This window comes from Streptomyces thermoviolaceus (assembly GCF_045209695.1).
GTDB classification, from domain to species: domain Bacteria; phylum Actinomycetota; class Actinomycetes; order Streptomycetales; family Streptomycetaceae; genus Streptomyces; species Streptomyces thermoviolaceus.
On the sequence record NZ_CP109280.1, the window covers coordinates 2388049 to 2413667 of the forward strand.

19 protein-coding genes are annotated in these 25619 nt (G+C 70.5%); 10 read left to right on the forward strand and 9 right to left on the reverse strand.

The annotated features are described in order from the left end of the window. Window positions 1–28: 28 nt before the first annotated feature. The 4 genes from OG899_RS10425 to OG899_RS10440 all read left to right on the forward strand — a co-directional run bounded on the left by OG899_RS10425 (window position 29) and on the right by OG899_RS10440 (window position 6083). Window positions 29–1531, forward strand: coding sequence for an ATP/GTP-binding protein (locus OG899_RS10425; protein ID WP_168131428.1), 1503 nt, complete (start codon window positions 29–31; stop codon window positions 1529–1531). After that, window positions 1528–3303 carry a type IV secretory system conjugative DNA transfer family protein gene (locus OG899_RS10430; RefSeq protein ID WP_168131377.1) on the forward strand — a complete coding sequence of 592 codons (1776 nt, stop codon included), beginning with the start codon at window positions 1528–1530 and terminating at the stop codon, window positions 3301–3303. The genes OG899_RS10425 and OG899_RS10430 overlap by 4 nt, the downstream gene beginning before the upstream one ends. Before the next feature lie 841 nt (window positions 3304–4144). Further along, on the forward strand, window positions 4145–4486 hold the full coding sequence (locus tag OG899_RS10435; protein WP_229814084.1) for a DUF4913 domain-containing protein: 342 nt from the start codon (window positions 4145–4147) through the stop codon (window positions 4484–4486). Between the two features lie 331 nt (window positions 4487–4817). Continuing rightward, entirely contained in the window at window positions 4818–6083 is a 1266-nt protein-coding gene (locus OG899_RS10440; protein WP_229814060.1) for a DUF418 domain-containing protein, read from the forward strand. A 333-nt stretch (window positions 6084–6416) separates the two neighbouring features. Here the strand turns inward: OG899_RS10440 and OG899_RS10445 are convergent, their stop codons facing one another. Next, on the reverse strand, window positions 6417–7559 hold the full coding sequence (locus tag OG899_RS10445; RefSeq protein ID WP_229814058.1) for a CHRD domain-containing protein: 1143 nt from the start codon (window positions 7557–7559) through the stop codon (window positions 6417–6419). Between the two features lie 416 nt (window positions 7560–7975). On the opposite strand from OG899_RS10445, the gene OG899_RS10450 reads away from it, so the two are divergent. Then, window positions 7976–8464 carry a hypothetical protein gene (locus OG899_RS10450; protein ID WP_168131376.1) on the forward strand — a complete coding sequence of 163 codons (489 nt, stop codon included), beginning with the start codon at window positions 7976–7978 and terminating at the stop codon, window positions 8462–8464. A gap of 352 nt (window positions 8465–8816) precedes the next feature. Here the strand turns inward: OG899_RS10450 and OG899_RS10455 are convergent, their stop codons facing one another. Further along, window positions 8817–9848 carry a hypothetical protein gene (locus OG899_RS10455; protein ID WP_168131375.1) on the reverse strand — a complete coding sequence of 344 codons (1032 nt, stop codon included), beginning with the start codon at window positions 9846–9848 and terminating at the stop codon, window positions 8817–8819. A 307-nt stretch (window positions 9849–10155) separates the two neighbouring features. On the opposite strand from OG899_RS10455, the gene OG899_RS10460 reads away from it, so the two are divergent. Continuing rightward, window positions 10156–11202 carry a ricin-type beta-trefoil lectin domain protein gene (locus tag OG899_RS10460; protein WP_373296047.1) on the forward strand — a complete coding sequence of 349 codons (1047 nt, stop codon included), beginning with the start codon at window positions 10156–10158 and terminating at the stop codon, window positions 11200–11202. Here the strand turns inward: OG899_RS10460 and OG899_RS10465 are convergent. Further along, window positions 11180–11737: a sigma-70 family RNA polymerase sigma factor gene (locus OG899_RS10465; RefSeq protein WP_229814056.1), complete on the reverse strand. Its 558-nt coding sequence runs from the start codon at window positions 11735–11737 to the stop codon at window positions 11180–11182. The genes OG899_RS10460 and OG899_RS10465 overlap by 23 nt on opposite strands. A 538-nt stretch (window positions 11738–12275) precedes the next feature. Between OG899_RS10465 and OG899_RS10470 the strand changes: the two genes are divergently transcribed. After that, window positions 12276–12569 (forward strand): WhiB family transcriptional regulator, encoded by a 294-nt coding sequence (locus OG899_RS10470; protein WP_168131373.1) that lies wholly within the window; start codon window positions 12276–12278, stop codon window positions 12567–12569. A gap of 78 nt (window positions 12570–12647) precedes the next feature. Here OG899_RS10470 and OG899_RS10475 read toward each other — a convergent pair whose 3' ends face one another. After that, window positions 12648–13196 (reverse strand): sigma-70 family RNA polymerase sigma factor, encoded by a 549-nt coding sequence (locus OG899_RS10475; protein WP_168131372.1) that lies wholly within the window; start codon window positions 13194–13196, stop codon window positions 12648–12650. 859 nt (window positions 13197–14055) lie between these two features. Continuing rightward, the gene (locus OG899_RS10480) at window positions 14056–15096 is read right to left on the reverse strand and encodes a C40 family peptidase (protein ID WP_189343459.1); all 1041 of its coding nucleotides are present in this window, start codon (window positions 15094–15096) and stop codon (window positions 14056–14058) included. Between the two features lie 238 nt (window positions 15097–15334). Between OG899_RS10480 and OG899_RS10485 the strand changes: the two genes are divergently transcribed. Further along, a complete protein-coding gene (locus OG899_RS10485) occupies window positions 15335–16252 on the forward strand; it encodes a hypothetical protein (RefSeq protein WP_168131371.1) in 918 nt (305 codons plus the stop codon). Between the two features lie 486 nt (window positions 16253–16738). On the opposite strand, the gene OG899_RS10490 is transcribed toward OG899_RS10485, so the two are convergent. The 4 genes from OG899_RS10490 to OG899_RS10505 form a co-directional block, all read right to left on the reverse strand. Then, entirely contained in the window at window positions 16739–18052 is a 1314-nt protein-coding gene (locus tag OG899_RS10490) for a chitinase (protein WP_240955538.1), read from the reverse strand. Between the two features lie 929 nt (window positions 18053–18981). Then, entirely contained in the window at window positions 18982–19713 is a 732-nt protein-coding gene (locus tag OG899_RS10495; protein WP_168131369.1) for a zf-HC2 domain-containing protein, read from the reverse strand. Continuing rightward, window positions 19710–20270, reverse strand: coding sequence for a sigma-70 family RNA polymerase sigma factor (locus OG899_RS10500; protein ID WP_168131423.1), 561 nt, complete (start codon window positions 20268–20270; stop codon window positions 19710–19712). The genes OG899_RS10495 and OG899_RS10500 overlap by 4 nt, the downstream gene beginning before the upstream one ends. Before the next feature lie 83 nt (window positions 20271–20353). Further along, window positions 20354–20869: a sigma-70 family RNA polymerase sigma factor gene (locus tag OG899_RS10505; RefSeq protein ID WP_168131368.1), complete on the reverse strand. Its 516-nt coding sequence runs from the start codon at window positions 20867–20869 to the stop codon at window positions 20354–20356. 677 nt (window positions 20870–21546) lie between these two features. Between OG899_RS10505 and OG899_RS10510 the strand changes: the two genes are divergently transcribed. Further along, window positions 21547–22668, forward strand: a complete 1122-nt coding sequence (locus tag OG899_RS10510) for a serine protease (protein WP_168131367.1) — start codon at window positions 21547–21549, stop codon at window positions 22666–22668. 366 nt (window positions 22669–23034) lie between these two features. Then, the gene (locus OG899_RS10515; protein WP_406311001.1) at window positions 23035–24588 is read left to right on the forward strand and encodes an LCP family protein; all 1554 of its coding nucleotides are present in this window, start codon (window positions 23035–23037) and stop codon (window positions 24586–24588) included. The last annotated feature ends 1031 nt before the right edge of the window (window positions 24589–25619 follow it).

Consider the following 25619-nt stretch of genomic DNA (forward strand, 5'->3'; position numbering starts at 1 on the left):
GAACGACAGACAGCTCAAGAAGGACGCCCTGAAGCAGGCGCGCGCCGCGTCCAAGGCCGCTGCCGGAGCACGCGGCTGGCCGGGGCCGGGCGGCGGTGAGGTCGGTCATCTGGATCCGCCGACCATGTGGCGTGCGACCACCGTGCAGGCCTGCGGCCTGTGGCCGTTCGCGGCGGGGTCCGGTTCCCCCATGACGGGTGTGCCGCTCGGCCAGCACCTGGACACCGGGGCGACGGTGTGCGGGGACCCGATCTCCTGGTTCACCCGGGCCCGTTACATCTCCAACCCTTCGCTGTTCATGCTCGGCATGCCCGGCCTGGGCAAGTCCACTCTCGTCAACCGCATGCTCATCGGGCTGTCCGCGACCGGGGTCGTGCCGCTGGTGCTGGGCGACCTCAAACCCGACTACGCCGACACGGTGCGTGCCCTGGGCGGGCAGGTCATCTCCATCGGGCGCGGCGTCGGCGGCATCAACGTCCTGGACCCGGGAGCCATGGGTGCCGCCGCGGCCAGGATCGGCGGCGAGGCCGGGCGGGCACTGGCTGCCGAGACGCACGGCCGGGTGCTGAACATGGTGGCCGCCCTCATCTCCGTCGTCCGCAGCCGTCCGATGGACGATCATGAACAGTCGGTACTCTCGGCCGCCCTGCACCACTTGCGCGAACGCACCCCCGCGGGCCGGGCGCCGTTGCTGCCCGATCTGCTCGCGGTGCTGCACGAAGGGCCCGACCGGGTACGCGCGGTCACCCTGGACCGGGGCGACGACACCCGCTACCGGGAGGCGGTCGATCCGCTGCACCGGTCTCTGCTCGGCATCCTGGACGGACCTCTCGGCGACACCTTCGCCTCCGAGACCTCCACCAGGATCGACCCCAGCGCCCCCGCGGTGTGCATCGACATCTCCCGTATCGGCGAGGCCGACACCCAGCTCACCGCCGCGGCGATGCTCGCGGCCTGGTCCGACGGACTGGGCACGGTCGCCGCCTCGCACGCCCTCGCCGACGCCGGACTCATCCCCCGGCGCTGGTTCTTCGCCGTGCTCGACGAGCTGTGGCGGCCGCTGCGGGCCGCGTCCGGCATCGTCGACCGCATCGACGCGCTCACCCGTCTGAACCGGTCGCTCGGCCTGGGGGACGCGAAGATCACTCACACGTTGAAGGACGCGGAGGCCCTCGGCAGTGAATCCGACCGGGCCAAGGCGCGCGGCTTCGTCGAGCGCGCCGGCATGGTCGTGTGCGCCGGTCTGCCCCGTACCGAGATGGAGGAGCTGGGCCGGGTGGTCGGCCTGTCCGCGCGGGAGATCGACCTGGTCTCGTCCTGGTCGTCGCCGCCCGGCTGGGCGGTCAGCGGCCTGCAGGAGGAGCCGCCTGGACGCGGCCGCTTCCTGATCAAGGTCGGCGGCCGGCCGGGCATTCCCATCAAGGTCGCCATCACCGACACCGAGCGGGAGCTGCACGACACCAACAGCCGTTGGCTGGCCGGCGCCCCGGAGCCGAGGGCGGCCATGGGCGGCTGGGAGGGGGCGGCGTGAGCACGGCGCGGCCCGGATCGCGGATCTCCGGCAGTGACCTCGCGCCATGGGCGATCGTCGCCGTGGCCGCGGCGGCCCTGGTGGTCTTCGGGGTGGTGTGGCTGGGCGGGACGGTCGGCGCCGCGGTGTCGGGAGCGGGCTTCGATCCTCCGCCGTTCGCGCTGTCGTCCTTCGCCGGCCTGGTCAGCCACGGCCCGGGGCACCTGTGGCCGGGCGCCCCCGCCGTGGCGGTCTTCGGCGGCATCGCGGCCGTGCTCGCCCTCGTCACGCTGCCCGTCGTGCTCGTGCTGAACGCCGTGCGCCGGCGCCGTCCGAAGACGAAGGGACTGGCCGGCGTGCGCGAGCTGGCGGCCCTGGCACCCGAGGGCATCGCCCAGCGCGCCCGGGACCTGCGCCCGACGCTGAAGGGCGTGAAGGATCTCGATCCCGACGAGACCGGCAATCTGCTGGGCGATCTGGATCCCCACGGGCCCGAACTGCGCTCCTCCTTCGAGGACGTGGAGCTGGACCTGATGGCACCGCGCGCCGGGAAGTCCACCGGCATCGCCATTCCCCGTGTGCTGCGGGCGCGCGGTGCCGTGCTGCTCACCTCCAACAAGTCGGACGTGTACGCCGTCACCCGCGCCGAACGCGAAAAGGTCGGCCATGTGTGGACCTTCGACCCGCAGGGCATCGCCCACGCCCCGCGTGAGATGTGGTGGGACATGCTCGCCGACTGCGTCACCATCGAGGGCGCCCGTCGGCTGGCCGGTCACTTCGTGGCCTCCGTCAACGACGACGCGTCGAAGAAGGACTTCTGGATCTCGGCGGCGCAGAACACGCTCACCGCGCTCTTCCTCGCCGCGGCGGGCGGCCGGGCGTCGGTGACGGACCTGCTGGCCTGGCTCGCCGACCCGGCCGACCGCACCCCCATCGACCTGCTGCGCGACATGGGTATGTCCGCCCTGGCCGAACAGCTGCAAGGCACGGTGCGCGGCGCGGTGGAAACCCGCGACGGCATCTACGAGACCGCCCGTCAGTGCGTGGCCTGCCTGCTCGACCCCGAGATTCTGGCCTGGGTGACACCGGACCCCTACCGGGCGGAGTTCCGGCCCCATGAGCATGTGCTCTCCCGGGACACGCTCTACCTGCTGTCCAAGGACGGCGGTGGCTCCGCGGCGGGTGTCATCGCCGGTCTCGCCGACGCCACCATGCGTGCCGGTGTGGTGGCCGCCGAACGCATGGGCGGCCGGCTCGATCCGCCCATGACGGCCGTGCTCGACGAGGCCGCCAACGTCTGCCGCATCTCCGACCTGCCCGACCTGTACAGCCACTTCGGCTCTCGCGGCATCAACGTCGTGACTCTTCTGCAGAGTTACCGGCAGGGCAGCCGGGTGTGGGGCGAGGCGGGCATGGACGCGCTGTGGAGCGCCGCGACGATCAAGCTGCTCGGCGCCGGTCTGGACGACGCCGACTTCGTCGACAAGATCTCCAAGCTCGTGGGCCAGCACGACGTGAGCACCGTCAGCCTCTCCAAGAGCCGGGACGGCACCTCCCGTTCCGTCTCGTACCGCCTCGACCCGATCCTCCCGCCCGACCGCATCCGCGCCCTGCCCAAGGGCACCGCGCTGCTGCTGGCGACCGGGGTGAAGCCGGCTCTGATCCGCCTGAGGCCCTGGTACAAGGAGCCCGGCGCGGCCGCGATCTCGGCAGCGGCGAAGAAGGAGACCGAGGCCATCACCCAGCGTGCCGCACAGAAGTGGTCAGCACATGCCGCCGATCAACGCATATAACAACGGCGACCGGCACCGTGCCGGGTACGGCCCTGGTGCCCTGGGCGACAGCGGGTCTTCCGGCGGGCCGTACCCACCGCCGGGAGCGGACCCGGAATACGGCTCGTATCCGCCGGACACCGGTTCCGCGACCGGCATGTACGGGCGGCCCGGGGCGGCCGAGGACGACGACGCATGCCCGCCGGCCGGCTGGGGCCGTGCGCTCTACGCCCCTGCTGCGGAGGCGGCCGCGCACGGCCCGCATCCCGGACCGTCCGGCGGCGGCCTCCCCCGGGTGACGGCCCCAGTGCCTGCGCCCGCTGCCGTGCGACCGCCCGGTGCGCAGGCCGAGGCCCCCGGCGCCCCGTACGACGGCTCGGCGGTGCCGGCCGCGGACCTCGCCGCCGGGCCGCCGGCGGCGGCGCGGGCGCCGGAACAGCCCGCGCCGGGGCTTGCCGACGGCTCCTGGGAGCGTGGCACGGAGGGCGGGGCCGGTCCGCGGGAGCCGGCTGCCGCGACGGGTCCGTACGACGCGGCCGGCCCTTCCGGTCCGCTCTCCCCGCCGCCGCACCCCGGCCCCTCCGGCGCGCCCGCCGGCCCTCCCTCAGTGCCTGCCCCCGAGCGCTCCGCGCCCGTCGGGCCGGACGAGGCGCCGCAGGGCACAGCGGCCCCCTCACCGCCACCGGAGCCGGAGCCGGTTGACGCCGGTGCGCCGGACGACCGGCCGCAGCCGCCGGCCGGCACGGCCGCCCCTGCGCAACCGGACGGTACTGCGCCGCCCGACGCCGACGACGGGGAACCGGCCGAGCAGCCCTCCACCACCGACCCGGCGCCCGAGGACGACGACGCCTCACCGCCGTTCATCCTCTACAAGGCGGGCGAGGAGTTCCTGAGCGCTCTGCAGGAGCTGACCCTGTGGGTCGACGGTCTGCTGCTGCCGGTCTACGGCAGGGAGGTGACCTCCACGGCCCCCTGGTGTCCCCGGTGGTGGGAACACCTGGAAGCGGTTGCGCAGCTCTACGGTCTGTGGATGGCCTGGCAGGAGATGACGGGTCCCGGCTCACCGCTGTCCGGCCCGGCCGCCTGGCACCGGGACTGCCTGGGACCGGTGATGGCGTCGTTGCGTGATCCCGCGGGCCCGTTCGCCGGCTGCAAGCCCGGCAGTCACCGTGCGAAGGAACCGCCGCAGAGCGAGCAGCTGTGACGATGCGGCGCTGCCCCTTCCGGGGCGGCGCCGCGGTCCTCCGCGGGCGGAACCCCGATGGGCCGGCCCGCCCGTGTGTCACGAGGTGCCGTGAGGCCGGCGGGCATCCCTCCGACGCCGGTCACCGGCGGCCGGGCGAGCACGCACGGGAAGCCGGCCCGGATCGACCGGCCGGCACATGTCCGCCCCTTGGGCCGGGCGCGTTCGCCCAGTCCGCATCCGGCCCGAAGCAACCAGGAAGCAGTCTCGTGCAGCACTTCACGTCTCCGGTTCGGCGCCGCGGCACCTGTGCCCGGCGCGTCGCTCGCCCCTTTGCGCACGGAGCGGCCCGGTGAGCCGCTCCCCAGCCACCGCGTCCCGGGTCCCGACGCCCGAGCAGCCCGCGGGCGACGCCCCGGCCCGGACGGCGGCCACCCGGATCTCGGAGATCGACGCCCTCCGGGGCTTCGCCCTGCTCGGCATCTGCATGGTCAACGCCCCGGTCCTCGCCGGTGCCTCCGACCTGGGTACACAGCCGGGCGCCCCCCTCGCCGACCACGTCGCGGCCTGGCTCGTGACGGCGCTGTTCACCACCAAGTTCTACCTGATCTTCTCGTTCCTGTTCGGCTACAGCTTCACCCTCCAGATGCGGGCCGCCGAGCGGGATCATGTCCCCTTCGCGAGCCGGCACGGCCGCCGTCTGCTGGGGCTGTTCCTGCTCGGCCTCGCGCACGCGGTCCTGCTCTATGCCGGCGACATCCTGATGACCTACGCGGTGCTGGGCCTGGTGCTGTTCGCCGTACGCGGCCTGCGGGCACGCACGGCACTTCGTGCCGCGGCGCTCCTCGTCGTGTTCCTGGCAGCCGTCTTCCTGGCTGTCGGCGTCTTCGTCCTGACCCTGCACGCCCCCGAGCGGAGCGCCGCGGGTGTGTCGGCGGCGCGCGAGGCGGCGGCCTTCCGGGGCGGCCCGCTGTCCGTCGTGCAGGCCAACGTGCGTGCGTACCGGGACACGCTGGGCGGCGCGATACTGTACTCCGCACATCTGTTCGCAGCTTTTCTGGTGGGGCTCGCCGCGGGCCGGCACCGGCTGCTGGAGCGTCTCGACGAGCCCACGCAGCGGACCCGCCTGGTCATCAGGCGCCTGCTGAGGACCGGTGTGCTGGCAGGAGTGCCGGGCGGCGTGTTCACCGCCATGTGTGCCTACGGCCCGCTCGACAGCCGCCTGTACTACCTCGGCCAGGCCGTGGACCTTCTCACGGCGCCCGCCCTGGCCACCGCCTATGTCTGCGCCGTTGTGACGCTGCTGCAGGGCCGGTTCGGTCCGAGGCTGCGCCGGGCCCTCGCGCCGGCCGGGCGCATGTCGCTGTCCAACTATCTCTCGCAGTCCCTCGTCCTGGCCCTGATCTTCACCGGCTACGGACTGGGGCTGTACGGCAGGGTGGGCCCCGCCGCGCTCGTCGCGGTGTGCCTCGGCCTCTACGCCGCGCAACTCGCCTTCAGCGCCTGGCTCATGGCCCGCTCCCGCTACGGCCCCGCCGAACTGCTGCTGCGCCGCATCACCCTGGGCCGCCACGCCTGGCGTACGGCCCGCGGCCTCGTCCCGCACCGCGAGGGGTGAGCCGAAGCGGTGTGACCGGCCGGACGGCCCAGGTCTCACCGCGCGCGTGGGCGACGACCCGTCCCGCGCAGGAACGCGACACTCCCCCAGCCGGGTGTCGCCGCATGCTCGATGCCGCCCGCACATCTCCGCGCCGGACCGTGCCGGACCGTGCCGGCTCGGCCCGAGCGCCGGTTCACGGAGCTGAGGCCACCGCACACGCCGCGGTGCCCACAAGCCGGTCCAGGCCTGGAGAAAGACCTCCAGGCCTGGACCGGCCGGTGCGGCGCCTGCACGACGCCTGCACGCCGGCCGGGACGCTCATACCCGCATCACGTCCCGGCCGGCGTCCCGTCACACGTCGCCGAAGAAGACGGACGAGATCTTGTTGTCGAAGTTGACCGTCGAGAGGTCGTCGGTGGACTTCTCGATCACCAGGGACTCACCCGTGCAGCCCTTGCCGGACCACACCTTCACGGGCTTGTCGGTCTGGATGCCGGAGGCCACTCCCGGGCGGAACACATCGACGCAGCCCTGACCGGAGATGCCCTGCGAGGCGTTGTTCTCGGAGAAGTCACCCGGGTCGTCGAAGAGCGTCACGCTGCCCTGCCGCGGCGTGGCCTGCGCCCCGCCGCCGGTGGTGTCCTGGCCGTTGCCGCCGTTCTGGCCGTTGCCGGCGTTGTCCTGGCCGTTGCCGCCGTTCTGCCCGCTGCCGCCGCCCCGGGAGGGGCCGAAGAGCTGGCCGCGCACCGCACCGTCGGGGAATTCGGAGGTGTGCAGGTTGGAGTAGAAGTCGGCGGGGTCGTCCTGCAGCTGCTTCACCACCGCCGGGTCCTGGTTCGTCGCCGTGCCCGAGATGGCGAAGATGCCGTCGGGGACGGGCGTGGTGAACAGCGGCACCTTCACGTCGCCGTTCTTGCCGAAGGGGGCCTCGTGGATGTGGCCCAGGGTCGGGGCGGGGATGTTGACCCAGGCCATCGAGTAGCCCACGGAGGTTCCCCGCGGGTGCAGGAAGGTGATGGCGTGACCGTCCGGGTCACCCACCTTCTTGCCGGGGGCCTGTACCTCCTGGTCACCGTCCATGAGGGAGCGTTCGGACCCGCCCTCGACGATGCTGAGCGGGTTCACCTGGCCCCGCACCGGCTTGAGCTGGCCGCGCACCGCTCCGCCCGGGAACTCCTTGCTGTGCAGGTTGACGTAGAAGTCGGAGGGGTGCGCACGCAGCTGCCGGGCCAGTGAGGCGTCGGTGACGGTCACCTGACCGGCGGCGGCGTCCACGGTGTCCGGCATCGCCGTGGTGAACAGCGGAACCTTCACATCGCCGTTGACTCCTGCTGCGCCCTGGTGGATGTGCCCCAGGGTGGGCGCACCGATGCCGCGCCACTTCAGGGCGAAGGTGACACGGTCCCCCTTGACCTGCACCAGGGCCTGAGCGGAGCCGTCACGGTCGCCGACGGCCGGGCCGCCGGCGACGGGCACCTCCTGGTTTCCGGTCATGGTCGCGACGAACGACGCCGACGGCCCACGGGCCGGGGCAGTGGGCGCATGGTCCGCCGCCGCCCCACCCATGTTCATGCCGCCATGGGCACCGTTACCCGTGTGGGCGAAGGCCGGGGCAGCTGTACCCATGCCGACCGTCACGGCCGCGGCGGCGAGGACGAGAGAAATCTTGCGCACGTCTTCCCAACTTTCCGTTCGGAGTGTTGCCATTTCGGGATCCCGGCAACGTGTCCTACGGAGCAGGCCTCAGGGGAGTTCTGTGCCGGACGACACACTTTTTTTTCGCATCCGCGCGAACGGAACACGCGGTCGCTGCGTATGCCACGGATGACATCATCGGCCGCCGCGGCGTCCTCGCCATGCCCTCGCCGGGCAACGCCGGCCACCGTCTCGACCGAAGGACTTTCCTTTCCATGCGCACCCGCAATCTCGTGCTGGCGGCCACTGCCGTCTCCACCGCTGTGTTCACCCTGTCCGCCTGCGGCGGGAATGCGTCCGAGAAGGGGCAGCATGCGGCCGGGGCACCACGAAACACCACATCCACTGTCTCGGTGAAGCTCGCCGACTCGGAATACGGGCGCATTCTGGTGGACCAATCGGGGCGCACCCTCTACGCCTTCACCAAGGACAAGGACGGCGCCAGCAATTGCAGTGCAGACTGCATCGCGGTGTGGCCCGCCCTGACGACCGGATCGCAGCCTCAGGCAGGATCCGGCGCGCAGCGGCCGCTGCTGGCGGAAACGCAGCGCACCAAGGGCGTAGCCCAGGTGACATACAACAACTGGCCGCTGTACTACTACGTCGGGGACGCGGTGGCCGGCGATGCCAACGGCCAGGGAATCGACGGCCAGTGGTTCGTGGTCTCCGCGGACGGCAAGCTGGTGAAGAAGCCCGCGAACTGAAACCGCCGGCTTCGGGGATCGGAAGGCGGGGTGCGAGAGCTGTGCCGGCGGCCGGAGAGGCCTCGTCTCCCGCCCTCTGCGCCCCGATGCGGCCGTCTGCCGCGGGTCCGGGCGTCGTCCACGGCCCGGACCCGCGGCAAGCGGCCGCATCTCCGGCAGGTCTGCGCGTACGGCGCCCGGCGAGGGGCCGGCCGCTGCCGGCGGCACGGCGAGCCGGCCATCTGTCCCGTGGGACGTCGACGGCCGGGGATCCGCTCCGGCGGGGAACGCGGCGCGGCTGCTCGCCGCGGTGTCGCCTGCCGGCAGGCCGGGCACCTCGGCCGGAGGTGACCCGGCGGGGGCCGTCAAGCTCTCATCGACGCGGACCTCGGCCGGTGCGGGCGGATGCGGTGTACGCCTGGGATCCGACCGCGCGGGTGATCGCCGCAGTGCCGGAGGAGTTCGTGTTCCCCCTGCCGGAGCCGGCCGCTTGCCGGCTTCCGCGGATACTCAGGGACGCCACCTCCGCTCTGGTGTAGCTCTGTGCGGCGGAGGAGGCCGACGCCGCGCGTCGGCGCACGGCCGGCTCCTGCTCTCGGCGGGTACGCTGCCCTTCCGCTCCCCTGTCCGGCGCGAGCCGGGGAACCGTGGACGCCACCGCACTCGCACGGGACGGCGCATCGGGCTGCCGGTCGAGCGCCTTCAGCGCCAGCCGGGCTCCCTCGGCCGTCAGACGCCCCACCGTGGCGCCCAGCCCCGCCCCGGCGAACGCCCCCACCAGACCTGCGGGCGCACCTATCGCAAGCCCCACCCCGGCACCGACCATCATGGCCCCGCGAGGGTTGTTCGCGATGTACCTCAATACGGGAACGGCAAGCGCCTTGGCCTTGTCCAGCACGGCGCCGAACCGTTTCCTCGCGGAGGAGTCCGTGGATTCCGGCACCGATGTCCTCGCATTCGTCTCCTCGGCGAGGCGGTACTGCGGCCTGAGGGGGACATCCCAGAACGGCTCCTGGCGTGCACTGTGATCATGGGGTGGCGCACCGGAAGTCGAGGCGTTCGCCGTCAGCTTGTCCAGCGCCCCCTGAAATGCCATGATCCGCTCGGCCGAATGGTCCCCGGGAAGCCCCCAAGGGTTGCTCACGCGCGATGCGCGAGCCGACGGCACGGAGGCATAGGACAACCAGTCTCCGGAATCTCTCCGGCCGGCGGACTGCACGAAGTCCCGGTCGTCGGTATCCCATTCTTGCTGTGATTCGACGCCTGTCCGGTCCTGTCTGCGCGCCAGGCGCTCATACTGCTCCTGCTGCGCGAGCAGATAATTGTCCAAGCCGCCGCTCTCGTTGATCTCCTGGCCCAGTCCCTCAGCCCAGCCCGGCAGCCCGCCCTGCGGTGTATCAGCCATCTCTACCTTTTCTTTCGGCCTTTTCCCTCCTCCCCTCACCTACGTAAGGCGCTCGGTGACAGTTCACCGTGCACAGTGCACCGCCCGAGGCGGCACGGTGCTGCCGCGCAGCGCCCTCGGCCGCTCACACCGCAGTGCCAGGGCAGTCCGGCGGATGCAGGTCCCGGCGGCGCCGGGCGCGACCAGGGCTCTTGCGCCCGGCGGCGCCCCGGGTACCCGACGGTCCCCGCGATGTGAACTGTGCGCGGACGCCTTACGTAGCACGGGCGACAGCTCGTCTCAGTACCGCTGCTACGGAGTACCCGCTTTGACCACAGGCATCCAGCCCGACCGTCTCCGCCGCGCGGCCGGCACCGCTCTCGCCGCCGTCACACTGGCCAGTCTCACTGCCTGTTCCGGCTCCTCCCCCACGAACGATCCGGCCGCCCGGGCGCACACCGACACGTCGGTGACACGCAGCACGGCCGGCTACCGGAACGAGGCCGCGCCCGACGGCGCGCCGGGCGTCTTTGCCGTCCAGGCCGCGACCGGCCGCATCACCGGCCTCGCCGGCCAGTGCCTCGACGCGGCCGGGTCCGGTGACGGCGCCCCCGTGCGCATCCACGGCTGCAACGGCACCGCGGCCCAGGAGTGGACCGTCGAACCTGACGGCACCATCCGCGCTCTGGGCAAGTGCCTGGACGTCACCGACGGGTCCACCGCCGACGGCGCCACGGTCCAGTTGTGGACCTGTACCGGCGGCGCCCATCAGAAGTGGACGGTCAACACGGCCCACGACATCGTCGACCCGGCGGCGGACAAATGCCTGGACGTCACCGATCGCAACCCCGCCGACGGCACCCGCGTCCAGATATGGAGCTGCACCGGCGGCGCCAATCAGAAATGGACGGTCAACACAGCCCACGACATCGTCGACCCGGCCGCGGACACATGCCTGGACGCCACCGACCGCAACCCCGCCGACGGCACCCGGGTGTGGAGCTGCACGGGCGGAGGGGACCGCAAGGGCAGCGCACCGGCCGGACAGTCCGGAGACACCTGCTGGGCGACCCACTACGGGCCGGAGCCGGCCGGCGCCCTGACAGCCAGCGGCGAACTCTACGACGGCGACGCCGACACGGCCGCGACCTCGCTGAGCCGCCGGCCCCAGCTGCCCTTCGGTGCCCGGGTGCGGGTCACCAACGTCGCCAACGGCAGGTCGCTGGTGGTCCGTATCAACGACCGGGGCACCTATGCCTGGACCGCGCAGGAGCCCAAATGTCTCGACCTCACCGACAGCGCCTTCAGACGGCTCGGCGGACGTCTCGATCCCGACGACGGTCACATCGTCGTCACCGAGAAACTGCTGGACTGACCGTCGTCCGCCGGCCCTGTGACGTCACCGTGTCCTGCCCGGCGACCTCCAGCCGGGCCCGGAGCTTGCGCAGGGCGTAGTGCTGGCGGGACTTGACCGTCCCCGTGGGCACACCCAGCAGCTTGGCCGTCTGTTCGAGCGTCTGGTCCCGCATGTACGTGTGCACCAGCACCTCGCGATGCTCGGCCGACAGTGCGCGCAGCAGGCGCACGGAATCCATCGCGGCCAGCACCTCGTCCACATGGTCGCGGACCACGGGTTCGGCGAAGTCCATGGACACCGACTCCCTGCGGACGGCCGCCCTGCGCTGCCGGTCGATGACCAGGTTGCGGGTCACCGTCAGCAGCCACCCCCGCACGGATCCCCGGGTGGCATGGAGCCGCTCCACATGGGGCAACGCGCGCACGAAGGTTTCCTGGACGATGTCCTCGGCCAGGTGAGGGTCGCCGAGCAGTTTCTCCGCGTACGCCACCAGGGACCTGCGATGGCCGGCGACGAACGTCCTCGCCAGCTCGTCGAACGCACGGCTGGACACCGGGAGTCCGTGCACATCAGACGTCTGTGTCAACGGGTTTCCTACAAGAAGATGGGCAGTGGGGACCGTTCCGGTCGAAGCCGGCTGTCGGATGCCTGACCGTAGGCAGACCCGTGTGCCGAATCACTGCCGTCGCTGTGCCGTCCGTCGTCAGTCGCTCGGCACCATGGGCATCCGGCCCGCTCCCCCGGCTCCCGCGTGACGCTCGCGCTGAGGGCCTCCCGGTGCCCGCACACCACCTCTGCCCCGTCTCGGCACCTGCCACACCTGCTCTCAGCCGTCCGGCCGGACGCGCGCGTACCCCGTGCCCGGCGGCAGGTCCTCGGGGCCCGAGCCCCGGCGGACCGGACGTGCCGCGACAGCCACGAGACACCTGCAGGAGCCACGTGTGCTCACACCACAGCACCCCGGACTCTCCCCCTCACGGGTCCCCGGGTTCGCAGCACGGGCCCGGTCGCAGCACGTGAACTCGACACCTGCGACACACGTATGAGGTGTGGGAGACCACCTCGGCAGTGACAGGGAAAGGGGACGAAGGGTGCTGGTACTTTCCGGTTGGAGCAGCCGAGCAGCGTGCACGTCCGGCAATGCGGAGGCACTCTTCGCGGATGATCCCGTCCAGCGAGCGGCCACTGCGGTGTGCGCGGACTGTCCGGTGCGCACCGAGTGTCTTGCCTACGCTCTGGACAACCGCATCCATCACGGCGTCTGGGGCGGCATGACGGAACGAGAGCGTCGCGCGCTGCTGCGCAGCCGTCCTGCGGTGCCCTCCTGGCAGCGCCTCCTGGACACGGAGCATGCCGCGGACACACCTCTGCCGCGCGTGAGTTGACGCGGCATCGGAGGCCGAGCACGCCCGGCCTGGTGCCGGTCAGGGCCCTGCCCCACCTCGTCCTCCGATGCGGTCGTGTCACAGGGATGCGAGCTCTGCCTGTGCCTGCAGTTCCTCGCGAAGCGCCCGCAGGGCGTAATACATACGGGATTTGACCGTCCCCACCGGCACACCCAGCACTTCAGCGGCCTCTTTGATCGTCTGCCCCATGAAGAACGTCTCGTACAGCACTTCTCTGTGGGCCTGGGACAGATGTTTCATGGCCTCGTTGACGACGACGCCCGAGAGGGTCTGGTCGACACCGTTGTCCTCCGACGGTGTGAACTCGAGGACTTCGGGCACCTCGACCTCACGCGGCCGGACGCTCCGTTTCCGGTAACCGTCGATGACCAGGTTCCTGGCCACCCTGAAAAGCCACGGGCGAAGGTTTTGCCCGTGTCCCGGCAGCTGCTTCTCCCAGCAGCGCAGAAGCACCTCCTGGACGATGTCCTCCGCCAGATGACGGTCTCCGCCCACCAGTCGTGCCACATACCGCAACAGGTCCGGAGCCACCTCGTCGTATGTCGACTTCAGCAACCGCTCCCTGTCACTGAGCGATCCGTTGGAGCCCGATGTGACGTCACTCAAGGCAAGACCCCTTTCATCGCTTCGGCTTGACCCGGCTGGTACACCTGGCCGACGCGTCGGGCGGACAACGCCCGTTCGCTCAGTGCAACGGGTCTCGGCGACGCGCAGTTCACTGATCCCTCGGTGTGGTCGCCGGCATCAGGCGGCGGGCCGGAGAACGAGCGGATGCGGGATCCGCATGTGTCGGCCGCGCAGCACCGCCGGGCGGTGTTTCCGGCGGCGGCCGGTCGCGGCCCACAGTGCGCGCCCGGCGCAAGAGCACCTGAGGAAACTGCTCACCGCGGCCCGAGGAACCACTTACGGCTGTCATACGTAGAAAGAAGAGTGAGAGTGGACCAGCTTGATGGAGTGCCGCATGAGTGCGATCGATCCGGACAGAAGCGAGTCGGCATCAGGGCCGTCGAGCAGCAGGGAAGACAGTGAGATGCAGGTCTGGGAGGAGATCGAGAAGACCGCTCAGGAATATGAGAAATGGCTGGAGCACGGCCGGAAGCGGCCGGTCTCATCGGCGGCGGAAGGAATCAGCCGCATCCACGATTTTCTGCAGCACGGTGCCAAGCCGTCCCCGCCGGCTCCGAGCGGGCTGAAGTTCGTGGCGTCTCGGCCCGTCCCCGGGACTACGGCCGCACCCAGCAGCCGGCCTCAACAGCAGGCGCAGCGGGGCCGGGCTGCCGTGCCGAACAAGCCTGCGTCCCCGCGGAGGCGTGCGGCCCCCTGAGCCGCGCCAAGCGGAGCTGGGTCACGCCCCTCGGGCTCGGCGACCGTCGACGACGTTCCCGTCGACGACGCCAGGCGTGCGCCCGACCGATGGCGAGGCCGAGCGCACGCCTGGTGTGCGCTGCTGGGCAGGGGCCGGCCGTCATCGACCGGGCCGCACCACCCCGAGGATCTGCATGGAGGCAACCGGCGCCGTGGTGACCGTGCGGCCCGGCCTGGGCGCATGCACGATCTCTCCGCCGCCGATGTACATGCCGACATGGCTGGCGTCGGTGAAGTAGATGACGAGATCACCCGGCCGCATCTGGTCCATGTTCACATGCGGCAGCTGGCGCCACTGCTCCTGGGACGTGCGGGGAATGGGATGTCCGGCCGCGGCCCAGGCCTGTGAGGTGAGCCCCGAGCAGTCGAAGGAGTTCGGACCGGCAGCGCCCCAGACATACGGTTTGCCGATCTGCGCCGTGGCAAAGGCGACTGCCTTTTTGCCGGCCGCGCTGGTCGCACTGCCGAGCTTCTTGAGGATCCCCGAACTCGCCCATTGTGCCTGCGCCTTGGCGGCGCTTTCCGCCTCACGCTTCTGCAGGCTCTTCAGCTGCTCGGCCGCCAGATGCTCCTCGATGGCGTGCGCCTTCGCTATCCGGTCCTCAATCGTGCGCTTGGCCTCACTTTTCTTCTGCTGCACCGCTCGCAGTTCGCGCAGGCGCCGTGCGGCCTGCGCCGACTTGGTCTGCAGGGATTTCTTCTCCGCGTCCACCGAGGAGATCAGCTGTACGACACCCAGCTGGATCTGGTTCGTCTGGGCGGCGTTGTCGAGCGTGCCCTGCGGATCGGAACCCAGAATCAACTGGATCTCGGGCGGCAGCCCCGCACCGCTGTACTGAGCGCGCGCGGCGGCGCCCGCCTGGGCGGTGAGCTGCTGCAGCCGTGACTTGCTGCGGGCCATCTGTCTCTGCAGAGCGGTCACGCTGCGAGACTGCTGATCGGCCTTTTGCTTGGCGGCGTTGTAGGCATCCGTGGCGACTTCGGCACTGTGGTACAGGCCGTCCAGCTCTTGCTGCACCTGTTCGAGAGTGGCCGGTTGATTTCTGGTGGCGGGTGAGGCCCACGCCTGAAGCGGTGCCGCAACGGAGACGACGCAACTGATGGCGACAGTGGTGAGCAGCCGGTGGTTGTTGCTGAGCACCTTCCACCTCTCAAGGACGAGCAGGAGCAGGAATCAGGTGTGCCGAGACCGGCCCAGAAACGGGCAGGACGGCATCCGTGTCATGAAACGGCGCTCCCGCGCACCTGGTTCACACCGAAGGCGATTGAACCGATGTCCGCCGTCGTCCGTTCTGCTTCTCGAGACGTCCGACTGCCCCGCTTCCCGGATGTTCAGTGCGGTCGGTGAGCGTACTGATCGGTGCCTGATCGGAGTTGATGTGTCACTGTTCGGCCAGCTGAAGGTGTCGAAGCGAAGCGGAAACACGCCGCACGCCGGCACAGCCGCACCGAGGCGCACAGAAGTCCTCGTCCCCGACGTCGGCCCGGCGATGGTCGACGGGCAGCCGCTGTCGGTCGAGGGGCACCAGACGGCCCAGGACGCTGTGCTCGACCACCTGCACCGCCATGCCGCGGCTCTCGGAGGGACCGTGGAGGCCCGAGTGGTCGACAACGCTGCACAGGTCGTGCTGGAGCTGTCGGTGGCGCCGGACGGCTCCAGCCGCATCATCAGCGCCCGGCCCTCCCCTGCACCGGACCGTTCCTCTCGTCCTCCCGTCCGGCAGGCGGCTGCCGGCGAAGCACGGCCTGCTCCCCTGCCCCGCCGACCGGTGCAGCGGCGACGCGCGCCCGAGCGCAGGGGCACCGCTGACGCTCCCCTTCCCGAGGTGCTGGCCCCGCAGATCGGTGAGATCAACCGGCTGATCGAGGCGGGGCTGCTGCACGAGGCCCGCGAGAAGTGCAGTGCCCTGCGCGAACAGCTCACCTCCGAAGAAGGGGACAGCCACCCGCACGCCCTGGAGGCACGCTCCCTGGAGGCCTACGCCAGCTATCTGACGGGAGATCATCAAAGCGCCATCATGCTGGCCCTGGGGGTGGCCCGCGTGCGGTGCAGCCAGCAGGATCCGAAAGCGGCGGACGAGGTCGCGCGGGCCGTCGCGATCTGGCAGCAGCTGCCGGACAGCCAGGCGATCGCGGTCCGCGGAATGGAACTGCAGAACATGTGGACCCGCCTGGCCGAGACCGGCGCACTCAGCAGCGAGCACGCCAGGCTGGCCGCCTATGTCGACCAGCGTCTGCGTTCGCTGCGTGAGCGGAGTTACGCCCTCGGCGGAGCCCTCAGTCCCTTCACCGGCTGACCACGCCCGCGACGGGCGGGGTCCCTCCTCCTGGTCGGCGTCGACCGGAACCGCCGGAGGCCGGTCGGGGAACCGCGGCCGCACGGTGCGCGTCCGGTCCCGCCGGCCCGGCGCTTCCGCCTGCCTGATCCCAGGAACCGAGCAGGCCGGCCACCGCCTCCGCCGGAACGGATGCCGTGGCCGGCCCTTGCGCGCAGACGTCCGACGCCGCCACGGACGCCGCGTGCCGTCGTGGTCCGGTCTGCCGCGCACCCTGCCCCTCCGCCGCCATGGGGATGCCGGTCCGCTGCCGAGCCTCCCGCTTCAGCCGGCGCACTGATCGCCGGGCCGGGCAAGGGGCAGGACCGGGTGGGGGCGGCCCCGTCCGGGACTCGGCGTCAGCGCCGGACAGGCGCTCGGCCGGCCGACACAGCAGCCCTGCCGAACGCCTGTCCGTGAGGTGACGCAGCCGTGGCAGGGTGACGGGCCAGGGCTGCGTCGTTCTGGTCACTGCCGGTGGGTACAGGTGCCTCGCGAGGGGTCACCGTCGAGGTCGTTGCAGTCGAAGGAGTTGTGCGGACCCGTGTAGGTGCCGGTCATGTTCTCGCTGGCCCAGCTGGCGGGGGTGCCGCCACATCCGATGTGCAGGGAGTACCGCTCGTTCTTGGGGAGATCGGTCCACCAGTCGGCCGTGGAACCGTCTCCGAGGCCCCGCCACGCGGCGAACCGCGAGTCGGAAGCGGTGCCGGTCTGAACCCACACGCCTACGATCGGCCGTCCCGATTCGCACCGCACCTGGCCCGTGATGTGGTAGGGGCCGCTGCCGGTCGAGGCCGGGTTGCTGGTCCTGGCGCTCGGCTTGGCGTTCGGCTTGGTGCTCTGCTGCGGCTTCGGGTTTCCGGTGGACTTGGCCGGTGCCGACGGGGTGTGCGTGGGCGTGCTCGTCGCGTCGCCGGGCGACGGTGAGGAGACCGACGCATCGGTGACGCCGTTGATCTCCTTGGAGAACTGCCACTTCGCCTGCGACACACCGCTGCAGTCCGCAGCGCTGTTCCCACCGGATCCGCACTGCTGGTCACGGCCCAGCGCCCAGAAGGAGAGCTGCTGGATCCCGTGTTCGCGTGCGAACTGGGTGAGCGTCTGCGCGTCGTCCGACGAAAACACCTCGCTCTTGATGTCGTTGACCCCGATCATCGGGGTGTTGCCTTCCATCCGCCACAGTTCGGAATCCGACTTCTGCGGCCAGATCTGCTTCAACTGCTGGTGGACCGCGTTGGCGGCCTTGACGGCCGCATCACCCATGTCTTCCGGAGGGCCGTAGTCCATGGTCATGATGTTGACCAGGTTGACATCGACTCCATGGGCCCTGGCGCTCTTCAGCAGGTCCACGGCATTTCCCGGAAGTCCGGTGGGGTCTACCGGAAGGGTGTAGTTGACGTCCAGGTTCTTGCCCGCCTTGGCGTACTCCTGCTGGAGCCCGGCAATCGCTTCGTTCCGCCGGTCGACGGAGGCCTTGTCGCTCAGCGAGGCGCCCTCGATGTCGAAGTCGACACGCGTGAGCTGCAACGTGTCTATCACCCTCTTGTACTGAGCCTTCAACGAGTCGGCCGACTTGCAGGCCACGCCCAGCTCGGTGCCGTCGGCGCCGCCGAACGAGGCGATGACGTCTCCGCCTGCGGCCCGGTCCTCGTTGATGGCAGAGATCCACTGCGGGTCCGACACGTCCGTCTGCCCGTTGAATTTCGCCGTGCACCCGCCTCCGTCGAGGATGAAGGCGAGATTGAAGTACTTCACTCCGGAGGCGCGCCGCGCCTCCGCCATGTTCGACGGCGGCTTCCACGTCTCCACGTAGGGCGCCGCGTAACTCGACGGAAAGCCTGATCCGCCTCGGACGGAGTGGTCCTCACCGCTGAGGACCAAAGAGCTGCTGCCTATGAACTCGGACACGCCGGCCGATGTGGGACCCGCATCCAAGCCGTGGCCTTCTGCTGAGGGACTCTGAGATGCGGAAGAAGCACACGCGGAAAGCAACAAGGCGCTGCATCCCGTGGCGACCACCAGTGCGATCCGGTTTCTCATTCAACCTCTCTCTTTCTCGCGCCAGGCGTCCATCACGGCGTCGCCGGTTCCCGGCTCCCTGAAGGCTCTGCGTCAGGTTCCGGCACATCGGCATCCATCAACACCGTTACGTCCGCCAGCCGATGACTGGTGCGTCTCTCAAGCAGCAACGGGACGGAGAGGAGAACAGTTCAACCGGTCAGAAAAAAATTGCCGGCCTTGGGAAGAGCGCCACAGCCAAGGGTGCCTGCTGCGCGAAGAAGCCGTACACAACGGAAGAATCAGACGCACTCGGCGTGCCTCGCACCACGGACACGATGTCCCGGGTCTCCGCCGGACGGCACCGATGCCGCAGGGCGGTCACGGCCTGCGGCGCACGCATGAACGACCGGCACCGGTCTTGTGGCTCGGCATGCGGACCCCACGGAGTCCGCATGTCTCCTCGCACCGCACGAGCACACGCCCTGACCGGTCACGAGCCGGGGCGGCCTGTCCCTCCGCGCCGAGCCGCCGGCCGGCTCGGCCGCCGGCAGTGCGGCAGCTCGGGGCAGCCGGCGGCGACGTCCGCCCCGGCACCGGTGACACCGTCCCGTCGGGCTGGGGTGTCGCCATGGGAGCGCGTCAGCTCCCGGCGGTGCCCGCGACGGGACAGGGTCCGCCGGAGTGACGCTCCGGACGATGGAGGCCGGCCGTCACAGGGACACGGACACGTACTGTTCGCCTTCCTCGTTGACGATGGCGACGGACTGCACGTGGTTCGGAGCGATGGCCGCGGAACCCTCGAGTTCGGTGTCCTTGCCCTTGCCCGGGTCCTGTGTCGCTCCGGGAGGGACCACCCAGCTGCCGGCGGTCTCCCGCTCGCCGTTCTCGCCGACGACCACCAGTCGGCAGTGTTCGCCCACGGGCACCCCGCCGACCTTGGCGCTCAGACGGACCCATCCGGAAGCCGGGGTGAGCCGCACCGTCATCCGGGCTTTGGTAGCCGCGTCCGTGGCCGATACGACCCGGACACTCGCCTGCGAAGCGGACGCCGACACCGCCGGAGAGTCGGCCGCCTCCGTGTTTGCACCGGACGTACCCTGCTGACCGGCCAGGTAACCGCCCGCGAACAACACCGCCGCCGACGCCGCCACCCCCAGACCGATCCTCACCGAGCGCCGCCGCCACACCGCCGTCTGTTCGTCCCGGGCACGCCGCAGCACGCGTTGCAGCAGCAGATCGCCGCCCTCGGGAGGACCGTCGAGGAACATCTCGGGCGGCACCTCACCCAGCGCCGCCTCCATCTCCCGCAGATCCGTCAGCTCTCGCCGGCACACCTCGCACACATCGGTGTGCCGCTCGACCTCCGTCCGCTCATCAGGATCGAGGATGCCCAGCACGTACCCGCCGAGCAGCTCACCCTGCGGATGCTGCCGCGTGCTCACACCGCCACCTCCTTCAAACCCTGCCCACGGACGGATGTGCCGGCGTACACCTTCCGCAACGCCTTGAGAGCATGATGCGCCCGCGACTTTACCGTACCCTCCGGTATGCCCAGCCGGCCCGCAGCTTCCGAGGCCGTCCGCCCCCTGTAATAGATCTCCACCAGCACATCCCGGTGCTCGGGTTTCAAGCGCTCCAGCGCATCCAGGAGCACCACCGAATCGACCACCGATTCCGCATGGTCGCGCTCGACCGGCGCCGTCGACTCCGTCTCGGCCACCTCCGTCGGCCGCGCGGCTCTGGCCCGGTAGCGGTCGGTGACGATGTTCCGGGCGACCGTCATCAGCCAGCCGCGCAAAGAGCCCTGAGGGTTCGCCACGACCTCCGGATGCCGCCAGGCCCGGATCAATGTCTCCTGAACGACGTCTTCCGCGGCCAGTCGGTCCCCGGTCAACCGTGTCGCGTACGCCAGCAAGGCCCGCCCGTGCTCGGCGTATATCGCACGTATCAGCGCTTCATGACTCATGGCCTGCCTGGCCCGAGACCGTGGCATCGCCACCACCCACTCCCCGTCCTTCTTCGATTCCGTGAGGAACACGAGAAGCCGGAAATCGATGGTTCAAGGTTCAAGTGTGTCGGATGTCACGTCCCGGCGGGCAGGCGCGGCACCTGCACCTGGACGCCGCGTCGCGCCAGCGCCGTCCGCAGCGCGCGCAGTCCGTAGTGGACGCGCGACTTCGTGGTGCCGACGGGGATCCCGAGGATCCGGGAGGCCTGCTGGAAGGTATTGCCGAGGAAGTACGTCACATACAGGGCCTCGCGATGGGGGACCGACAGCGTCTTCATCGCCTGGACGACCACGACCGACGTCAACAGCGGCTCGGTCTCGTCCAGGTCCGTGCTCCCCTGGTCGAGCCAAGCGGTACCGTCCACCTCCCTGGGGCGGGCCTTCCTGCTCCGGTGCGCGTCGACGACCAGGTTTCTCGCCACCGTGAACAGCCATGGCCGCAGCTGCGCGCCGGCGGTCGCCCCGAAGGAGCGCCAGCAGCGGAACAGCGCCTCCTGCACGATGTCCTCCGCCCGGTGCCGGTCGCCTCCCAGCAGCCGGGTCACATAGGTGTGCAGTGCGGATACGTGCTCCTCGTGCTCCGCTGACATCCCTGTGCTGCGTGCGGGCGATGACACATCAGGTCCGGGGGTGATCCGGCTCATAGGGCTCCTTGCGTCTTCCCGGTTCACATGGCCGGCACCTCGTGTCCACGTGCGCCGTGCTGTCGGTTCGAACGGTCCGCGCTGCCGCGCACCGGCCGAGCCGGAAGGCGCGGGCGGCCGGCGGGCCGTGCCGCGCGGCTCGGCCGGACCGGGAGGGCGACAAGGGCAGAGGGCGCCATCGACCGGGTCCCCGGCCCACCCGGTTTTCCGCCTCGACGCCCGCGGGCGGGCACCGGTCAGCCGGCACCCGGCGCACTGCCGCACGCACGTACTCCCGTGCACACCTCTCCGCCGGCGAACGCCGCGTGCAGACCTGCGCCGGGACGATCCGATGTGCCGAGCCCGCCGGGCACCGTGCCGGGCCCCTCCTGATACGGGCCACGGTCCTCGATGCCGCTGCCCGTCCGTGCCACCCGGGGCTACGAGCGCGAGCACCCGGGCGGTTCACGATGACGCCGGGGAATTTTCCGGCCCGCCCGACCGCGCCCTGTGCCGGCCGGCCACCGCGAGCCGCGACGGCGCGCCGCTGCCGTACGTGAACTCTCCTGTCACCCAGGGGCGTATGTCTCCACAGACCGTCGTCGAGCACCTCCACCCCATACAGAGATTCGGAATGCCCTCTGATGCCCACGTCCCGACGCATCGTTCACGTCGTCGCACTCTCGGTCGCCGTCCTGGTGGTCGCGGCTGTGTCCTTCTGGCTGCTACGGGACCCCGAGGGCCCCGACGCGGTTTCCAAGCCGTTGCAGACATGGCTGTCGAGAGGCTGGAAGGACTGGAGCCCGGCCACATGGCGCAGCAAACCGGGCGATTTCTACAACCCGGCGATCAAGGGTCACTGGAGCTCCAGCCGGATGTCGGACTCCACCGACCCCAACGTGTCCCTGGACGCCGGAGACCCTGAACCAGGGGCATCGGACCCGGAACCGCGTCCGATCCCGGCGCTCCCGGTCGCCACGCCCTACCACAGCACCGCGGCGGTGATAGGGAAGGTGTTCTTCGACTCCCCCAACGGGCCTAAGGTCTGTACCGGCACGGCCGTGCAGGACCCTGCCGCGCCGGGAAAGTCGAATCTGGTCTGGACGGCCGGGCACTGTGTGCACGCCGGAGCGGGCGGCGGCTGGTACCGCAACATCGTCTTCGTCCCGTCGTACAACAATGACGGCTCCTCGGGAACGGCCGGGAACCAAGCGCCGCTGGACGAGGTCGCGCCCTACGGCACCTGGTGGGCGGACTGGGCAGAAACCTCCCCCCAGTGGATCTCCGAGGGGTCGGACACCGGTGGCAAGGGATCCGCGTTCGACTTCGCCGTGCTGCACGTGCGTCCGCCGTCCGGTGACGCCTCGTTGCAGGAGACCATCGGCGCCGCGGCACCCGTGCGCTTCGATGTCCCGTCGGCACAGTCCCTCCTGACCGCCTCGGTATGGGGGTATCCCGCGGAGAGTCCCTTCGACGGTGAGACGCTCTTCTCGTGCCAGGACCGGCCTGGTCGCCTCTCCGTCGACAAGGACGCGCCCACCATGTACCGGGTCGGCTGCACCATGACGGGCGGCGCCTCCGGCGGCGGCTGGTTCGCCCCGGGCCCCGACGGCTCCCTGGCGCTGGTCAGCGACACGTCCATCGGCTCGACGTCCCACACCTGGCTGGCAGGCCCGTCCCTGGGCAAGCAGGCGGAGAAGGTGTACGACGCGATCAGCCGGCGCTTCGCAGGGCAGAAGAACGGCACCGGCACCCCGGCCTCGTGACGACACTCGGTCGCCTGTGGCACGGACAGACGACGCACCCGCGCCGCGTGGCTCACGCGGAGTTCCGCACCCGCCCCCGGTGCCGTGTCCGCGGCAGCGGGCGGCGCATGGCCCGGGAAGCCCGGGTGACCCGGAACGACCTTGCCGTGCGTGTAGCAGGTTGCACAGCAGCCGGTTCGTGGAGGCAGGGAAGTGGCGCACAACGGCGCGTACAGGTCAGAACCGCACTCAGGCATCCGGCAAGCTCATGATCCGCACTGGTCGGACTGGACGGAGGCGCTGAAGGCGAAGAACGCCGAGGCCGCGGCAAGGACTGTCCGGTCAAGGCGGGACGGCCGGCCGAGCCACGGCCACGGACCCAACGGCGTGCGGCGTGGCGGCAGGGGAAGGCGTCCCAGATGGCGGGTGCTGCGCTGGTCGGCGACGGTCCTGGGACTGGTGATACTCAGCACCGCCGGTGCCGGTTACCTGTACTACGCCCACCTGAACGGCAACATACGCACCGGGCTGCGCAACATCGGCAGCGACTCCAAGGCGCACCGGACCAAGCCCAACGCGGCCGGCCAGACCCCGGTGAACATCCTGCTGATCGGCTCCGACAGCCGTAACTCCGACGAGAACGTCGCACTCGGCGGCAGCCGGGAGAACCGCGGCAACCCGCCGCTGGGCGACGTGCAGATGCTCATCCACCTCTCCGCGGACCGCAAAAGCGCCGCCGTGGTCAGCATCCCGCGCGACACCCGCGTCGACATCCCCGCCTGCACCGACCCCGCGACCGGCAAGCACTACCCACCGGTCAACACGATCATCAACGAGTCCCTGGCCCGCGGCGGCCCCGGCTGCACCCTGGCCACCTGGCAGAACCTCACCGGCGTCTACATCGACCACTGGATGACGATCGACTTCGCCGGCGTGGTGAAGATGGCCGACGCCATCGGCGGCGTCGACGTGTGCGTGAAACAGAACGTCTGGGATCGCCCGCTGCCCGGCGTGCCCGGCGGATCCGGACTCAAACTGACCGCCGGCACCCACACGGTCAAGGGCAAGCAGGCCCTGCAGTGGCTGCGCACCCGGCACGCCTGGGGCAGCGACCTGCTGCGGGCCCGCGCCCAGCACATGTACCTGAACTCGATGATCCGCACGCTCACCGCCCAGAACATCTTCACCGACACCGGACGCCTGATGGACCTGGCGGAGGCCGCCACCCAGTCCCTGCAGGTGTCGCAGGAGATCGGCACGGTCAAGAAGCTGTACGACCTGGCGATGCAGCTCAAGACGGTCCCGGTGGACCGCATCACCATGACGACCATGCCCAACGTCCCGGACCCGCAGAACAAGAACCACGTCGTCCCGGACGGCGCCAACGCCGAGAAGATCTGGCAGATGCTCCGCGACGATGTGCCCTTCGACTCCCACGGCGCAACCACCGGCACGAAGAACACGACCGGACACACCCCGCAGCCCGGGACCGGGACCGCTCCGGCGACGGCACCTCCCGTGCGCCCGGACGGTGACATCGATGTCCTGGTGCAGAACGGCACCCGCACCTCCGGCCTCGCCCCGGTCGACCACCGCGCGAGCGAGATCAGCCAGGTCCTGGCACAGAAAGGTTTCACCAGGGCCACAGCAGACCCGTCCGTGCAACTCTCCCTGGAGGAAAGCGTCGTCCGCTACCCCAGCACCGCACTCGAAGACGACGCCGAGCGCGTGGCCGCGGCGCTGGGCATCCCCGCCGGCGCGGTACAGAAGTCCACGGACGTCAGCGGCGTGACCGTGATCGTGGGCGCCGACTGGCGCTCGGGCACCAGCTACCCGCGGCAGAACACACCGAAGGCCGGCGACATCCCAGAGAACTCCGACGCCATCAACGGCGCCGACACCAGCCAGTGCATGGACGTCTACGCCCCCTACCGCTGGTGAGGCCCTGCAGCACAACGCCACGCATGGCCCATGCCTCGGCCGTCCCGGCCTTTGCGCCGGCTCGGGTCCGTCGGCCTGCGTCTGTCCGTCGTCACCGCCGGACAGGGCAGCGGCCCCGCCTCCGCGACGTCTCATGGAGGCGGGGCCGCCTTGGACCGCACCGGCATACCAGTCGGGGGAGCCGGTAGCCGGTGCGGGGGGACGAGGCCGCCCTCAACCGGGGAGTGGTCACCAGGACAGCCGTCCCTCTCCCCCGCTGCCGAGGTCACCGGACAGCGGGAGCCTTCCACTGCAGACAACGGGGCGACGCGGGAAAGAGTTCACCGGGGTCGGGGCAGTCCTCCTGCGCAGGCCCGCCACCGGCTCAGAGGTTCCCGGAGATCACGGGCCGAGCGAAGCCGGAACGACGAACCGCACCGCAAGACGGTTCCAAAGTGAACTCGATGGGCCGATGCGCCGTAGTACTTCCCGAAGGGGCTCTTCCCCAGCAGCACGCTGGGACAGGAGAGAACAGTCGCCCGACCTGTGACACTCGGGCCGGCTGCCCCTTGCTCGATCGGCTCGCCCAGGTGCTGCGAGCCGGCCGAGCAGCAGGGGTCAGTGCCGTGCGCGGCGTGACCCTGCTGATGTCCTACCTCTCCTGCACCGGAGGCAGGACGTGGCCGGCACGGCCGTCTCGGACAGGACGGCTGCCCGGTCCGCTTCTCGCCCGCTCTGCTGCCGTGGGGGGTGGCAGAGTGCGCGAGAAGCGGACCACCACCGCAGCACGGTGAAGGAAAGCGACGTGCGGCGCCGAGGATCTCAGACAGCAGCATCTCGATCACCCAGGGCCTGTCCTGACGCCCTCGCGTCTCTTCGCGCCGGCCTGCCGCTGGATGACGCCTTTCGCGCGCCGCCCAGCCGGCCGCTGCGCCGGCCGCCGGTCCCTGCAGCGTCGTTGTGATCAGCGAGACAACCGGACGTGAACGAACCGGCGCAGAAACACGTAGGACCACGTGACGCCCTCGGAGACGTACACATAGACAGGACAA